This is a genomic window from Streptomyces sp. NPDC059371, assembly GCF_042751995.1.
Classification (GTDB): Bacteria; Actinomycetota; Actinomycetes; order Streptomycetales; family Streptomycetaceae; genus Streptomyces.
This window is the reverse complement of the sequence record NZ_JBHYXD010000001.1, coordinates 106,184-121,047: the sequence shown is the minus strand read 5'-3', so window position 1 is coordinate 121,047 and position 14,864 is coordinate 106,184. Positions and strand designations below refer to the sequence as shown.

General features: G+C 73.0%; 12 protein-coding genes. 8 read left to right on the top strand and 4 right to left on the bottom strand.

Features of this window, described 5'->3' with window-relative positions; genetic code table 11:
• Positions 1–37 precede the first annotated feature (37 nt).
• On the top strand, positions 38–1,117 hold the full coding sequence (locus tag ACFXGX_RS00550; RefSeq protein WP_384783092.1) for an NADH:flavin oxidoreductase/NADH oxidase: 1,080 nt from the start codon (positions 38–40) through the stop codon (positions 1,115–1,117).
• 100 nt (positions 1,118–1,217) lie between these two features.
• Here the strand turns inward: ACFXGX_RS00550 and ACFXGX_RS00545 are convergent, their stop codons facing one another.
• Together ACFXGX_RS00545 and ACFXGX_RS00540 are read right to left on the bottom strand one after the other, a co-directional pair.
• Positions 1,218–1,907 carry a sigma-70 family RNA polymerase sigma factor gene (locus ACFXGX_RS00545; RefSeq protein ID WP_384783089.1) on the bottom strand — a complete coding sequence of 230 codons (690 nt, stop codon included), beginning with the start codon at positions 1,905–1,907 and terminating at the stop codon, positions 1,218–1,220.
• A gap of 134 nt (positions 1,908–2,041) precedes the next feature.
• A complete protein-coding gene (locus ACFXGX_RS00540; RefSeq protein WP_384783086.1) occupies positions 2,042–2,794 on the bottom strand; it encodes a hypothetical protein in 753 nt (250 codons plus the stop codon).
• A gap of 233 nt (positions 2,795–3,027) precedes the next feature.
• On the opposite strand from ACFXGX_RS00540, the gene ACFXGX_RS00535 reads away from it, so the two are divergent.
• The 3 genes from ACFXGX_RS00535 to ACFXGX_RS00525 all read left to right on the top strand — a co-directional run bounded on the left by ACFXGX_RS00535 (position 3,028) and on the right by ACFXGX_RS00525 (position 7,925).
• A complete protein-coding gene (locus tag ACFXGX_RS00535; RefSeq protein ID WP_384783083.1) occupies positions 3,028–3,297 on the top strand; it encodes a hypothetical protein in 270 nt (89 codons plus the stop codon).
• 421 nt (positions 3,298–3,718) lie between these two features.
• Complete coding sequence (locus tag ACFXGX_RS00530) at positions 3,719–5,596, top strand: phosphatidylglycerol lysyltransferase domain-containing protein (RefSeq protein WP_384783081.1); 1,878 nt, start codon at positions 3,719–3,721, stop codon at positions 5,594–5,596.
• Between the two features lie 262 nt (positions 5,597–5,858).
• Positions 5,859–7,925 (top strand): HEAT repeat domain-containing protein, encoded by a 2,067-nt coding sequence (locus ACFXGX_RS00525; protein ID WP_384783078.1) that lies wholly within the window; start codon positions 5,859–5,861, stop codon positions 7,923–7,925.
• Between the two features lie 119 nt (positions 7,926–8,044).
• Here ACFXGX_RS00525 and ACFXGX_RS00520 read toward each other — a convergent pair whose 3' ends face one another.
• A complete protein-coding gene (locus tag ACFXGX_RS00520; RefSeq protein WP_384783075.1) occupies positions 8,045–8,617 on the bottom strand; it encodes a hypothetical protein in 573 nt (190 codons plus the stop codon).
• A 309-nt stretch (positions 8,618–8,926) separates the two neighbouring features.
• Here ACFXGX_RS00520 and ACFXGX_RS00515 point away from each other — a divergent pair, with 309 nt between their 5' ends.
• The 4 genes from ACFXGX_RS00515 to ACFXGX_RS00500 all read left to right on the top strand — a co-directional run bounded on the left by ACFXGX_RS00515 (position 8,927) and on the right by ACFXGX_RS00500 (position 13,141).
• A complete protein-coding gene (locus tag ACFXGX_RS00515) occupies positions 8,927–10,012 on the top strand; it encodes a WD40/YVTN/BNR-like repeat-containing protein (RefSeq protein WP_384783072.1) in 1,086 nt (361 codons plus the stop codon).
• A gap of 322 nt (positions 10,013–10,334) precedes the next feature.
• Positions 10,335–11,012 (top strand): uracil-DNA glycosylase, encoded by a 678-nt coding sequence (locus tag ACFXGX_RS00510; RefSeq protein WP_384783069.1) that lies wholly within the window; start codon positions 10,335–10,337, stop codon positions 11,010–11,012.
• On the top strand, positions 11,009–12,091 hold the full coding sequence (locus tag ACFXGX_RS00505) for an N-acetylglucosamine kinase (RefSeq protein WP_384783066.1): 1,083 nt from the start codon (positions 11,009–11,011) through the stop codon (positions 12,089–12,091). Before ACFXGX_RS00510 ends, ACFXGX_RS00505 begins: the two co-directional genes overlap by 4 nt.
• Positions 12,092–12,220: 129 nt before the next feature.
• Positions 12,221–13,141, top strand: a complete 921-nt coding sequence (locus ACFXGX_RS00500; protein WP_355771772.1) for a hypothetical protein — start codon at positions 12,221–12,223, stop codon at positions 13,139–13,141.
• A 180-nt stretch (positions 13,142–13,321) separates the two neighbouring features.
• On the opposite strand, the gene ACFXGX_RS00495 is transcribed toward ACFXGX_RS00500, so the two are convergent.
• Positions 13,322–14,368 carry a lactonase family protein gene (locus tag ACFXGX_RS00495; RefSeq protein ID WP_384783343.1) on the bottom strand — a complete coding sequence of 349 codons (1,047 nt, stop codon included), beginning with the start codon at positions 14,366–14,368 and terminating at the stop codon, positions 13,322–13,324.
• Positions 14,369–14,864 lie beyond the last annotated feature (496 nt).

Genomic DNA, 14,864 nt, shown 5'->3' with positions numbered 1-14,864 from the left:
GAGGCATACACCGGTCCCGCCACGAACGGAGTCGGCCGTGAGCGCTCTCTTCGAGCCCTGCGTCCTGCGCGAAGTCACCATCCCCAACCGGGTGTGGATGCCCCCGATGTGCCAGTACTCGGCCGCGCCCGACGGCCCCTCGGCAGGAGCTCCGCACGACTGGCACTTCGCCCACTACGCGGCCCGCGCCACGGGAGGGACGGGACTGGTCATCGTCGAGGCGACCGCCGTCTCGCCCGAGGGCCGGATCTCCCCGTACGACCTGGGTATCTGGAACGACACCCAGGTCGAGGCCTTCCGCCGCATCACGCGCTTCGTCTCCGCACAGGGCACGGTGCCGGCCGTGCAGCTCGGCCACGGCGGGCGCAAGTCCTCGACCGACCGCCCCTGGAAGGGCGGCGCCCCCGTCGGTCCGGACGCGCACGGCTGGCAGGCGGTCGCCCCGAGCGCGCTCGCGTTCGACGAGAGGCACCCCGTTCCCGATGAGCTGACGGTCGACGGAATCCGCGAGATCGTGGGCCAGTTCGCCGACGCGGCCCGCCGCGCCCTGGCCGCCGGCTTCGAGATCGTCGAGATCCACGGAGCCCACGGCTACCTCATCAACGAGTTCCTCTCCCCCCACTCCAACCACCGCACCGACGCGTACGGCGGCTCGTACGAGAACCGCACCCGGTTCGCCCTCGGAGTCGTCGACGCCGTACGGGAGGTCTGGCCGCAGGACAAGCCGCTCTTCTTCCGCGTCTCGGCGACCGACTGGCTGGAGGACGCGGGCTGGAGCGCCGACGACACCGTTCGCTTCGCCGGTGAACTGCACGAACACGGCGTGGACCTGCTCGACGTCTCCACGGGCGGGAACGCCTCCGCCGTACGCATTCCCGTCGGCCCCGGCTATCAAGTCCCGTTCGCCACAAGGGTGAAGAGGGAGACCCCGATGGCCGTCGCCGCCGTCGGTCTCATCACCGAGGCGGAGCAGGCCGAGAAGATCGTCGCCAACGGCGAGGCCGACGCGGTGCTGCTGGGAAGGGAGTTGCTGCGCAACCCGTCCTTCGCCCGGCTCGCGGCACGCGAACTCGGGGCCGAGGTCCATGTGCCCGATCAGTACCACCGGTCCGTGTAGGCGTCCGGCCGCGGAGGCCGCGAAGCAGCTCCCGGCGCCGGGTGGTCGACGCGCTGTCGCACCACCCGGTGCCGGGAGCCGGACCGCGGCCTCGTCCCGTTCAGGCGGCGGTCGACGCGGCCCTCTCGGCGGCCATCGCCTTGATCGTCACCACGGTCTCCGTCCCGGTCGCCACCTCGACCTCCGCTTCGGCCAGCAGCGCGATCAGGGTCGCGCGTGCGCGTGCCACGCGGGAGCGGACCGTCCCGACAGGACAGCCGCTGACGAGGGCGGCCTCCGCGTAGGGCAGACCCATCATCTGGGTCAGGACGAACGCCTCGCGCCGTTCGTCCGGGAGCACGGCCAGGAGTTCCAGCAGGGCGACGCCGTCGTCGAAGCCGGGCAGACCGAGCGGCTGCTCCCGTTCCACGGCGGTCTGCCAGTCCGCGCAGCCGGTCGACCGTGGCCGGACGGCGGCGTACCGCAGGCTGTCGATCACCGCGCGGCGGGCGATGGACAACAGCCAGGTCCGCGCCGATGAGCGCCCCTCGAATCGGTGCAGGCTGCCCAACGCCCGCAGGAACGTGTCCTGGGCGAGGTCTTCGGCGGCCTGCGGATCGGCGGACAGATGGGCGACATAGCGCACGACATCGCGGTGCAACGCGCGGACGAAGCGCTCGACGGCGGCCGGATCGCCGGCGCGGGCGGCCAGCGCCCAGGCGGTCGCCGATTCGTCGGCCGACACCGCTCGGCCGTCTTCGTTCCGCCGCTCGCGTCCACGGCGGGGAACAGGCAGGGCAGGAGTGATCACCAGGTGTCCTTCTCGGGTCATCCGTGATCCGGACCGGCGCGAGGGCCATGGGTCCGGTGGTGGGGTGCGGCCGTACACAGGAGGTACGACCGATGCCCGAAGCGCCCAGGTGGCGCTTCGGGGAGCGGGCTGTCTCAGGTGACAGCGGTCCCCACGGGCGGACCCCGGGAAGTGATCGCGTGAACGAGAAGGAGGAGGCGCGGGGCGCGGTCCGATGAACGTCGGCGCACCCGGAGCGTCGGCCGGTACGGCGGCACCGGAAGGGCGAGCAACAGCCGCAGGGGCGCGGCCAGTCGGCCGGCCACCGCCCGCAGGACGCTGAACACCGCACGCTCGCCGTGCGCGAGCCAGAGGCCGCACAGCAGTGCCGCGAGCAGGTGGGCGGCGAACATGCCGATCGATGTGGCCGAGCCCGCTTCGGCTCCCCAGGGAAGCCCATGCGCCATGGTCCCGGAATCCGTGGGGCCCCTGCCCATGGCGTCCATGCCCATAGACCCGGCGCCCATGGACCCGGCGCCCATGGCACCCATCGAGTTCATGTTCATCGAGTCCATGGCGCCCGTCGCCATGGCGTCCATGCCGTCCATGGCACCGCTGGGGGACCGACCCGGTCCGGCACCCGCGGCAGCGGTGAGGGACTGCGCGATGGAGAACGCGCCGTGGAGCACGCCCTGGGCGAGCACCACGACGGACACGATCAGCGGAAGCCCGCGCTCACGGCCGGCCAGGGACCAGCCCGCTCCGGCCATGCCCGCACCCGAGCCTGCCAGCGCCCACCAGGTCACCGGAGAGCCGGACATCATCACGTGGCCGAGAGCGGCGAGCACGACACAGACGGCCGCGAACATCACGGCCCGCAGCACGCGCGTGCACCACCCGGCAGTCATGACCGCCTCATCCTCGCATCCGGGGTCCGGACGTCACGAGGGGGTACGGAAATCCGCGGGCGCAGAACGGGTGGCGCGCCCGTGATCCGGATCACGCGGTCCGGACGCCCCTGCCCGGCATGGCGGCGGCCGTCCGGGGTAGCCGCCGCAACACCGTGGAAGCACGGCCGGGACAGAGGGACCCTACGTACTGTAGGTTCCCGGCGGTGAACGACGTACGGCAGGGGGAGCCCGTGAACGAACGTGACACCGGGCGGGTGGCACGCGGACCCGCGTCCGTGCTGGCGCTGCTCGTGCCGAGCCTCGGGATCGCCGCGCTGGGCGTGTACCACCTGTGCGGGTTCGACCTGCACGCCCTGCACGGACGCCCGCACCTCGCCGACGGACTGACCATGGCCGGAGTGATCACGGCCCTGGTGGCGGCGGGCGCGGCCCTCGGTGACCTCCTGTGGTGGGCGACCACACGCACAGGCCGCGACCGGGGCGCAACGCCCCACCGCTGAGGACCCCGCTTCCGGCTCCGCCGCCATCGACGCGAGGAATCCGCGATCCGCGAGGGGCACGGTCGCTTGAGACACCCGGCTCGGCCGTCACCAGGGCCGAGCCGCGGTCGGCGATGCGATTCCACGTCCACGGCCGGACCGGCCCGGCGCCCCGGCCCCTGCCGGGCAGGCGCAACCCCTCCCTGCCGAGCAGGCACGCCCCGACCCTGCTGGACAGGCACGACGCGACCCCTGCCGGACAGGCACGACGCGACTCCTGCCGGACAGGCGCGTTGCGGACCGCTCGGCGCATTCTCAACTCCTCCTTACCTCTTCACTCCGCCTCTCGCTGGCCATAACCTCACTCTTCCCTACAAGATGTAGTGTTCCGGCCTCTGTCCCCACCGGTTCTCCCGCCCTCTCCCCAAGGTGATGCTCCACGGTGTCCGTACAACAGTCAGCGCTCATTCCGGAACAGCGGCACGCGAGCCCGCGCGGCGCGGCCCCCTCCGGACGTGCAGGCGACGGAATCCGGCCACGGGCCGCCGCGTTCACGGTCTGGTATCTGCGGCTGCTCGCCGTCCTCAACGTCGTCGCCGTCTCCTCGCTGCCCTTCCGCGAGGAGGTGCACGAGCACAACGGAGGCGAGTTCTTCACGCCCTATCTGGCCACCGCCGGGCTGATCTCGGCGGCGCTGGCCCTGTTCCTCGCGCTCGTGATGCGACGCCGCAAACGAGCCGCCTGGATCTTCAACCTGCTGCTCGCCGGGCCGCTCTTGGCGCTCTACACCGTGGCCCTGACCCAGGACCGCTACCAACGGCACGTCTTCAACTGGATCTCGCTCCTGCTCACCGCGCTGTTCGTCGTCGCCCTCCTGCTGGGGCGCAAGGAGTTCCACGCCGTCGGAGACCGCGCGAATCCCCGTCTCGCGCTGGCCGTCGGCGCGGGCGGCCTGCTCGTCAGCGCCACCCTCGGCACCCTGCTCGTCAGCGCCACCAACCGCGTGCCGGGAACACCGCTGGGCGACCGGATCGCGTACACCCTGCTGCGCGGAATCAGCGTCGGCCCGCTCGCCGACCGGTTCGACAGCGTCGTCGCGCCCCGCTGGGTGGACATCCTGGTCAACGTCCTGGTGGCGGCCACCTTCCTGCTGGTGCTCTACGCGTGCTTCCGTTCGCCGCGCGGTCTCGAACTCCTCGGCGAGGACGACGAGGTCCGGCTGCGCGCCCTGCTGGCCCGGCACGGGGAACGCGACTCGCTCGGCTATTTCGCGCTGCGCCGCGACAAGGCGGTCATCTGGTCCCCCAGCGGCAAGGCGGCGATCGCGTACGGCGTCCGCGGCGGTGTGACCCTCGCGTCCGGCGACCCCATCGGCGACCCGGAGGCCTGGCCCGGCGCGATCGAGGCGTGGCTGCGGGAGGCGCGGCGGCACGCCTGGACGCCCGCGGTGATGGGAGCCGGCGAGGAGGCCGGGACCGTGTACGCCCGACACGGCCTGGACGCCCTGGAGCTCGGCGACGAAGCCATCGTGGACCGGTCCGACTTCACCCTGGAGGGACGCGCCATGCGGGGCGTCCGGCAGGCGCACAAGCGCGTCCGGCGCGCCGGATACACGGTCCGCGTCCGACGGCACGAGGACATCCCCGAGGCCGAGATGGCCGCTTTGACCGACAAGGCGGACCAGTGGCGCGACGGAGCGACCGAACGCGGCTTCTCCATGGCGCTCGGCCGGCTGGGAGACCCCGCCGACGGACGGTGCGTGATGCTGGAGTGCCACGACAGCGAAGGCGAACCCCGGGCCGTGCTGAGCTTCGTGCCGTGGGGTGAGCGGGGCCTCTCCCTGGACCTGATGCGCCGCGACCGGAACTCCGACAACGGGCTCATGGAGTTCATGGTCATCGAACTGCTGCTGCGCGCGGAGGAGTTCGGTGTCGAGCGGATCTCCCTGAACTTCGCGATGTTCCGGTCCGTCTTCGAACGCGGCACCCGGCTGGGCGCGGGACCCGTACTGCGGCTGTGGTGTTCGGTGCTGACGTTCCTCTCGCGCTGGTGGCAGCTCGAATCCCTCTACCGTGCCAACGCCAAGTACCGGCCGGTCTGGGAGCCTCGATACCTCCTCTTCGAGAAGAGCGCCGACCTTCCCCGTATCGGTATCGCGGCGGCCCGCGCGGAGGGTTTCCTGGCCCCGCCGACCCTGCCCCGGTTCGCCTCCCGGCGCCCGGCCCACCCGGACCGGCGGTCGCCCGAACCGCCCCTGGCGGCACCCGCGGCGACCTCGGCCGGGTCCGGAAGTCCCAGGTCGACCGCGCCGGGCGACTAGAGCCCGCGCCGCGGACAGCGGCCTCGTTCCGTCGACACGCGGCCGGGCACCCAGGAGGTGCCCGGCCACGCTGTGTCCACGTGCCCTCTCCCCCGGCCGGGCGCCCCTCGACGACGGCGGCAGCCCCGGCCGACCGTCGGAAAACGGCCGTTCGCTCCGTAGTTGGCTGGACCTACGCCATCGACGGGACGGTTCCTGAGCGTCACTGTCAGTGCCGTGGTGCACACTCACGATCAATGGCCGTACGCATGGGGAGGACACCGTGTTCAGGGGGATCGACGAGGTCGACTGGGCCTCGATGCAGCATGCGTACGGAAGCGCCGCGGACGTGCCGGAGCTGCTGCGGGGGCTCGCCTCGCCGCTCCCCCGGGAGCGGGAGACCGCGCTCGACGCGATGTACGGAGCCGTGCACCACCAGGGCGATGTGTACGACTCGACGCTCGCGTCCATCCCCTTCCTCTTCAGGCTGGCCGGCCACTCGGGACTCCCCGACCGGGGCGGAGTCGTGGAACTGCTCACCAGCATCGGCGGTTCGGACGACGGGTACGTCTCCGGAGGTGTCTCCGAGGACGGTGAGGACGGCTCGGAAGAGGACGCCGGCGGCCGGGACGCGGAGGTCCCCGAGGACGACAACCACGCGATGGCCCGCGCGGCGGTCCGGGCGGGTGCCGCGGTCTTCCTGGACCTCGTCACGGACTGCGACCCGGAGGTGCGCCGCGCCGCGCCCTCGGCGCTCGTCCGCTTCCACGGCGAACCGCCACGCGTCCTGGCCCTGTTGAGCGAGAGACTGCGGGACGAACAGGAGGACGGCGTCCGGCTGGCACTGGTCGAGAGTCTCGGCCTGTTCGCCCGGCTGTACGACGGTTCCTCGGCCCCCGCGGTGGACTGTCTGGTGTCGCTGTGCGGCCCGCCGCACGACCCGGGGCTGCGACTGGCGGCGCTCGGTCAGCTCGCCTCGTGCGCCCTCGACCGGCTGCCCGCCGACCTCGTGCCCACGGTCGTCGCGCTGCTCCACACCAGGTCACAGCGGATCCGGCCGTGCAGAGAGCCCGTCCGGACCTCCTCCGACACCCTCATCGGCAGTCTGCGCCGTATACGCCCGGCCGACGAGGAGGGAGCGCAGTTGCTCCGCACGCTCCACAAGGCGCTGGGCGCCCGCACCGCGGACCGGATCGCCCTGCTCAAGGGGCAGTTGAGCTGTCAGAACACGGCCGACCGGTGCAACGCCGTCTGGATGTCGGCGGGGCTGTTCCGTGAATGGCGGGGTGCGTACGAGGAGCCGGTCGCGCTGATCGGTGAGCAACTCGGCTCGGACGAGGAGCGGTTGCGCTGCGCCGCCGTGTCCGTCCTGGAGTTCCTGTTCACTCTGGCGGTTCCGGCGGCGGACCGGCTCGCAGCCCTCGTGGAGTCGGACACGGACGTCCGGGGGCGCGGTACGGCAACGCTGTACCGCCCTCTGAAAGCCCTCGCCCGGTGCGGGGACGCGCGGGCGGTACCGGCCCTCGCCGAGGTGCTGAGGGGCCCGGCCGTGCCGAACGAGACCGGGTACGCGATCGGCTTTCTGGGCCCGGCCGCGGCGCCCCTGGCTCCCCTGCTGCGCGCGCGGCTGGCCGAGGTTCCGCTCGACTCTCCCGAGACGTACGACCGTGCCGCGCCGCTGCTGTCCGGTCTCGGCGCGCTGCGGTACGCCGCGGCCGTGCCGGAGGTGCTGCGACTGGTGCACGGCACACCGAGGGATCTGCGGCTCCGGGACGCTCTGGTGAAGGCACTGGCCAGGACACTCGCCGCGTTCGGTCCGCGGGCGCGTGAGGCCGTGCCGACGCTGCGGGAGCTGCTGACGGGCGACAACGCCGTGGCGGCGGCCGACGCGCTCCGGTCCGTGGAAGGGGATGTCGAGGCGGTCCTTCCGGTACTGCTCGGGGCACTGGCCCCGGAGCGGGACGCCGGAAGCCGCCGGGCGGCGACCGAGGCGCTCGGCCGGTCGGGGGCGGCGGCCGCTCCCGCGCTCCCCGGGCTGCTTCGCCTGACGGACTCCGCCGAGGTGTGGGAGCGGACCGCCGCCGCCTGCGCCCTGTGGGAGATCGCCGGAGATCCGGAACCAGTCCTGCCGGTGTTCCGCGAAGCCTGGCAGAACCCGTACACCCGGGGCACCATCACGGCGTGCCTCGTCCGGATGGGCGCCGCGGGCGCACCCGTCCAGGACCTCGTCCGCACGGAACTGGCCTCGCCCCGCCGCCACCGCGCCCGTTCCGGCGGCCACGGCAGCCACGACGTCCTCGACGACGAAATACTCCTGAGGGACTGCCGGAGGGCACTGGAGATCACGTAAGGGACCCGAAGCCCCCAGAGAGGCCGTGGCAGTGGGGTCGACGCGGGGCATCACGCGGCATCACGGGCGACGAAACGGAAGCCCGGGGCCGTTCGCCGATGCCCTGAGACCCTGTCCGGTCAGCTTGTCATCCGGCCCCAGAGCGGGCCGATCCGGGCCCACTCCGCGTCCCAGCGGTCCACGCGTCGGCGTTCCAGACGGCCCCGGAGGAAATGGCCGACGGCGAAGGGGATGCCCGCCACTCCGGCGCCGGCGAAGACGCCGATCAGCCAGGCCCGCAGCCGGGCCACGGCGACTGCGGTGGGCCGGTCGACGAGGCGCCCGTCGGGATCGGTCCACACCAGGACCGGGGTGTCCGCCGAGGTGCCGGCGGAGACCCGCACCTGACCGGAGCGAGCGGTGCCGTCCGGTGCCGTCCAGTGGACCCTCGTCCACACGACGCGGCCGGCGGGCCCGCTCGACTCCGGCGCGTCCTCGATCAACTGGGCGGGGACGGCGCGCGACTCCGCACGCTCCCTCGCCAGACTGTTCTCCACGGCGCCGACGGTCACCAGGCCCGCCACCGCACCGCCGAGCACCGTGAACACCCAGGCCGCGAGCATGATCCAGGCTTCCAGGACATCGCTTCGCCGCCGCAGCGGGTTGCTCCGCCACCGCCACAGCCAGACCCTCGGACCACGGAACGCCGCCATCAAGGGCCTCCTCCTCACGACCGCACGAACACGCCACATCTCCTTCCCTTACGCGCGTGCTCCACGCGATGCTCACGCTCCGCGCCCACCGGCTCGTCCGGCACGCGAAGCCGGAGGGCTGCGGGACCCTCTCCGCGAGCGGTCCGGCCGGCTCCCGGCGAGCAGTCGGGCGAGCGGGGCCGTGAACCCCCGTCCGCCGCCGACACACCCTGTCCGACCTGCACAAACGCCAGGCCGAAAGGTGACTGTCGGTGCCGGGGTGCAGACTGGCCCGTAGCGCAGACAACGACGTCGCGGAGGTGGCCGGTCATGGCCGACGTACTGCTCACGGTAGGCACCCGCAAGGGTCTCTTCATCGGGCGACGGCGCGGCGGCGCCTGGGAGTTCGACGAGAATCCGTACTTCAACGCGCAAGCCGTGTACTCGGTCGCGATCGACTCCCGGGGCGGGAATCCGCGGCTGCTGGCCGGCGGGGACAGCGCGCACTGGGGCCCGTCCGTCTTCCACTCCGACGACCTGGGCCGTACGTGGACCGAACCCGCGCAGCCCGCGGTCAAGTTCCCCAGGGAGACGGGCGCCTCGCTGGAGCGGGTGTGGCAGTTGCACCCGGCGGTCGGCGAACCGGACGTCGTGTACGCGGGGACGGAACCGGCCGCGTTGTACCGCTCGGAGGACCGGGGCGAGTCCTTCGAGCTCGTCCGCCCCCTGTGGGAACACCCCACCCGCTCGAAGTGGGTCCCCGGCGGTGGCGGCGAGGGGCTGCACACCATCCTCACCGACGAACGCGACGCGCGGGCCGTGACGGTGGCCGTGTCCACGGCCGGGGTCTTCCGCACCGCCGACGGCGGCGCGAGCTGGGAGCCCGCCAACTCCGGTGTCTCCGCCGTGTTCCTGCCCGATCCGAACCCGGAGTTCGGGCAGTGCGTGCACAAGGTCGCGCGCGACGCGGCGAATCCCGACCGGCTCTATCTCCAGAACCACTGGGGGGTGTACCGCAGTGACGACGGGGCCGGGCAGTGGACCGACATCGGCGCGGACCTGCCGTCGACGTTCGGCTTCGCGGTGGCGGCCCATCCGCACCGCGGGGACACGGCCTACGTCTTCCCGATCAACGCCGACGCCGACCGGGTCCCGGCCGACCGGCGCTGCCGGGTCTTCCGTACGGACGACGCGGGCACGACCTGGGAACCGCTGACGGCGGGACTTCCCGCCGAGGACCACTACGGCACGGTGCTGCGCGACGCGCTGTGCACGGACGGCGCCGACCCCGCGGGCGTGTACTTCGGCAACCGCAACGGCGAGGTGTACGCGTCCGCGGACGACGGCGACAGCTGGCAGCAGCTCGCCTCGCATCTCCCGGACGTCCTGTGCGTCCGCGCGGCGGTCATGGCCTGAGCCCGGTCATGACCTGAGCGCATTCGATGATCGATTCGACCCTCCGCGCCGCCGGTCTTCCGGAGCCGGAAAGTCCGGAAATGTCCCGAGGCCGAAATCATGGGCATCACCATGAGCCGAGTGCGCTGCAACAGACCACTGCGGGCCACTCCGGCCCTTGGAGCCGTTCATGGAACCCCTCGGCCAGGCAGGGTCCAACACCCCGCCGTGGTAGGCGTCTTACACCCGGAGACGTCCGATTCGGCCACGAATCGGTCATCCCCGATCGCGGGACGGCCACCAGTTTGATCTCGGCCATGCGTACGGCAGTAGGGTGACGCCCGTGGCACCACGACCGTTGCATGAGATCGTCGAACCGGGCTGGGCGAAAGCCCTCGAACCCGTCGCCGGACGGATCGCCGAGATGGGCGACTTCCTGCGCGCGGAGATCGCCGCGGGGCGCACCTACCTGCCGTCCGGGGCGAATGTCCTGCGGGCCTTCCAGCAGCCCTTCGACGAGGTACGCGTCCTCATCGTCGGGCAGGACCCGTACCCGACCCCGGGACACGCGGTGGGCCTGTCCTTCTCGGTGGCCCCGGAGGTACGTCCGCTGCCGCCCAGCCTGATCAACATCTTCCGCGAACTGAACACCGATCTCGGCGCGCCCGAGCCGTCGAACGGTGACCTCACGCCCTGGACGAAACAAGGCGTGCTGTTGCTCAACAAGACGCTCACCACGGCACCACGCAGGCCCACGGCACATCAGGGCAAGGGCTGGGAGGAAGTCACGGAGCAGGCGATACGGGCACTGGCCGCCCGAGGCCGGCCACTCGTGTCGATCCTGTGGGGTCGCCCCGCACGCAATCTCCGCCCGCTGCTCGGCAACCTACCGGCGGTCGAGTCCGCGCACCCTTCGCCCAGATCGGCCGACGGCGGCTTCTTCGGCTCACGCCCCTTCAGCCGCGCCAACGACCTGCTGACGAAGCAGGGAGCCGAGCCGGTGGACTGGCGCCTGCCGTGACACTCGACGGAGGACACGGCCGACCGCACGACGGGCAGAGCCCCGCCGTGGTGCTGGCCGTGGACTCCGGAGGGTCGGGCCTGCGTGTGGCTCTCGGCGCGCACGGGGCTCCGGACGATGCCGTCAGCCGCGTACGCCACGAGGCCCCGGTCAGGCTCGGCGGGCCGCTGACCTCCCGGGAGCCGGTCCGTACCGGCCCGCGCGGGATCTCGGCCCGGCATCTGCTGGATCAACTGCTGCCGATGGCCCGCCGGTTGATGGCCGAGGCGGGCGCCGAACGACTCGGGGCCGTGGCCGTCGGCGCGGCCGGGCTGGCCACGCTCGGCGACGAGCTGCGGGACGAGCTGCCGGCCGCCCTGGAGCGTGAACTGGGCGTACGGCGGCTCGCCCTGGCGGCGGACGCGGTGACCGCGTACACGGGCGCCCTGGGCACCCGGGCGGGTGTCGTGATCGCGGCGGGCACCGGCATGATCGCGATCGGCACCGACCTCACGTCGTGGCGCAGAGCCGACGGGTGGGGCCATCTGCTCGGCGACTGCGGCGGCGGGGCGTGGATCGGCCGCGCGGGCCTGGAGGCGGCCCTGCGCGCGTTCGACGGCCGTCCGGGCGGCTCGGCCGCGCTGCTGGCACGGGCGGAGGACAGGTTCGGGCCGATGCCGGAGCTGCCCGGCCTGCTGTATCCGCGCACCGACCGGGCCGCCGTGCTGGCCTCTTTCGCCCCCGAGGTGGCCGACCTCTGCGGGAGCGATCCCGTCTCGTCGCGCATCCTGCGGACCGCCGCCCGGGACATGGCCGAATCGGCCGCAGCGGTGTGCCCCGCCGACGGCGAGCCCCATCTGGCCTGCACCGGGGGCGTGTTCAACGTGGGGGCCGCGCTCCTCGGGCCCCTGTCCGAGGAATTGGCGGAGCGGATACCGCACGCACGGCGGGTACTCGCCGGGGGCGACCCGCTCGACGGCGCGCTCCGGATCGCGGCCGACCTGGCGGACGGCCGGCTCGCGCTGCCCCTGGACGAACGGATGTTGCACGTGGTGGCCGAAAAGCCGTACCAGGAAATCTATGACCAGAATTCACCGTAGGGCCGACAAGTCGGCGTTTACTGATCACTTCTGATCTCTACGTAACTCATCAGACAAAAGCGGACGGATACCGCTCACCTGCACCCTCCCCGAACAGGGGAACCCGAGAAACCAGTAACATGCGGCGCCATGAGCTCCCCCACTGGGCCCGCGTCCGGCCTGCCAGTACGAATGCCGCGACCCCGCCAAGCCGGGCGGCACCGCCGTCCGGAACCCCTGGCGGCTCCTGAGGGCGCGCCCGCGCTCGTCCTCGCGGTGCCGGGCACCCCCAGCGCCGCCACGCGCAGCCTCGCCGAGGAGGTCGTGAGCATCGCCCGCTCCGAGCTCCCCGGCCTCGATGCCCGCATCGGTTACCTGGACGGGGACGACGAGTTCCCCACGCTGCAGTCCGTGCTGACCCACGCCGCCGAGGAGCGCACCGCGCGCTTCGAGCAGGCCCGCGCCGCCGGTTCCGACGTCTCCGAGCCCGACGGCCCGGTCGGCATCGTTGTCCCGCTGCTCGCCGGTCCGGACAACGCCCTGCTGCGCCGGATCCGCCAAGCGGTCATGGAAAGCCGTGTCGCGGCCGAGCTGACCGACGTCCTCGGTCCGCACCCGCTGCTCGCCGAGGCCCTGCACGTGCGCCTCTCCGAGGCCGGTCTGGCCCGCGCCGACCGCGCCCGGCTGTTCACCGTGGCGACCGCCGCGGACGGCATCGTGCTCGCCACCGTCGGCGGTGAGGACGCGGTCCAGGCGGCCGGGATCACCGGCATGCTGCTCGCCGCGAGGCTCGCCGTGCCGGTCATGGCGGCGGCCCTCGACGAGGAGGGTTCCATCGCGGCCATCGCCGAGCAGCTTCGCGGCTCCGGTTCGCAGCAGCTCGCGCTCGCCCCGTACCTGATCGGTCCGGAGCTCGACGCGGGTCTGCTCGACGCGGCCGCCAAGGAGGCCGGCTGCAGCGCCGCCGAGGCCCTCGGCCCGTACCCGGCGATCGGCAAGCTCGCGCTCTCCCAGTACACGACGGCGCTGGGCATCGCGCCGCCGCAGAGCCAGGGAGCGCCGGCCTTCTAGTCGGTCGCCGGCACCGCACCACCCGTTCCACCCGCACGCCGAAAGGGCCCGCTCCTGAGTCAGGAGGGGCCCTTTCCCATGGGCGGGGGCGACCGGCCGGGGGGGGTGACCGCGCGAGGGCGTGACCCGGCGAGGGCGCACGGGGCGTGGACCGTCCGGAAGCCGGTCAGGGCGGCCGGATCAGTCGAAGACCACGCAGGACGCGGCGGGCGCCTCGACCGAGCCGCCGCGGAGCGGAACGGCGGTGTCCGGATCGACGGTGAACCAGGTCACGTCGCCGGAGCGCTCGTTGGCCGCGTACAGGAAGCGCCCCGAGGGGTCGAGGGCCAGCGCACGCGGCCAGACGCCGCCGCAGGGCACCTCCGCGACGAGCGTGAGCCCCTCGCCCCCCGCGTCGACGGCGAGCACGGACACGGTGTCCCGCCCGCGGACGGCGGCCCAGACGAAGCGGCCGTCGGGCGAGACGACGATGCCCGAGGGGTACGCGTCGCCGTCCGGGACACCGGACAGGACCGGCGTCTCACCGACCGGCCGCAGCGCGCCCTCCCCGGCGTCCCAGCGGCAGACGGTGACGGTCGGCGCGAGTTCGTTGAGGACGTACGCGTGCTCGCCTCCCGGGTGGAAGGCGAGATGGCGAGGCCCGGAGCCGGGACGCAGGGCGATCTCGCGGTGCACGGTGAGCGTTCCGCCGTCGAGGGCGCACACGCGGACCGAGTCCGTGCCGAGGTCCACGCTGACCGCCCAGCGTCCGGTGGGGTCGGGCTGCACCTGGTGGGCGTGCGGCCCCTGCTGCCGCTGCGTGTGCGGACCGGAACCGGTGTGCCGGAGCACGCCGGACGCGGCGGGCGCCAGTTCCCCGCCGGGACGGACGGGTACGGCGCTGACGCTGCCCGAACCGTAGTCCGCGGTCAGGACGTGTCCGTCGAAGACAGTGAGGTGGGTGGGGCCGCTGCCGCCGGTCGGGGTCGGCGGACCGGTCAGTTCCGGCTTGTCGCCGTGCACCCGGTAGGCGGCCACCGCGCCCTCGGCGCTCTCGCTGACCGCGTACAGGACGTCGTACGCGGCAGCGAACGCGAGATACGAGGGGTCGGGTACGTCGTCGGCGGCGCCCAGCACGGTCAGCGCGCCGGTGTCCGGGTCCACGGCCGCCGTGAGGACACCGAGGCCCCCCGCCGCCGTGAACGAGCCGATGAACGCCCGCTGTCGCCGCCTGCCGCCGTGCGCCACTGCTGTCCCCTCTCGGTCCCGCGTCGTCGGGGCGACCGTAGCAGTCACGAGGCTGCGGTCTAGACCAAAGCAGGGTCGGTCGGCGAACGGCTGAACGGTGGCCGACCCGGGCGATCCGGGTGGCCCGGCCGATCCGGGCGATCCAGGCGATCCGGGGCCGGGAAACGCGGGTGCGACCGGGGGTGCGGCACGCATATGGACGCACGTGGGCCGCGAGGGTGCGTGGAGCCGCTACGACGGCCGCCACGAGCCTCCCGGGCGCGCACCGGACCCGGAGCCTCCGGAACCACTCCGAAGCCGCCCAGCGGGCGTCCGGGGTCCCGTTGTGGATCTTCCAGGCCCGCGCCGGCGGAGACCTCTCGGCACCACGTGCCCGGAGTCGGCCTCCACTCCTCGCCCAGAAACGAAAAGCGGGGGCGGGGGGGCGGGGAGCGCCCCCCCGCCCGCCGGGGTGAGAAAAAACTGAGAAGCGGCGAGGGCCCGGGGGATGTAAAAA

What these genes read in the sequence shown, in the direction of transcription:
- ACFXGX_RS00540 (WP_384783086.1), bottom strand. Translation starts at nt 2,794, where the DNA reads ATGACTGCCGGGTGGTGCACGCGCGTGCTGCGGGCCGTGATGTTCGCG.
- ACFXGX_RS00520 (WP_384783075.1), bottom strand. Translation starts at nt 8,617, where the DNA reads ATGGCGGCGTTCCGTGGTCCGAGGGTCTGGCTGTGGCGGTGGCGGAGC.
- ACFXGX_RS00515 (WP_384783072.1), top strand. Translation starts at nt 8,927, where the DNA reads ATGGCCGACGTACTGCTCACGGTAGGCACCCGCAAGGGTCTCTTCATC.
- ACFXGX_RS00500 (WP_355771772.1), top strand. Translation starts at nt 12,221, where the DNA reads ATGAGCTCCCCCACTGGGCCCGCGTCCGGCCTGCCAGTACGAATGCCG.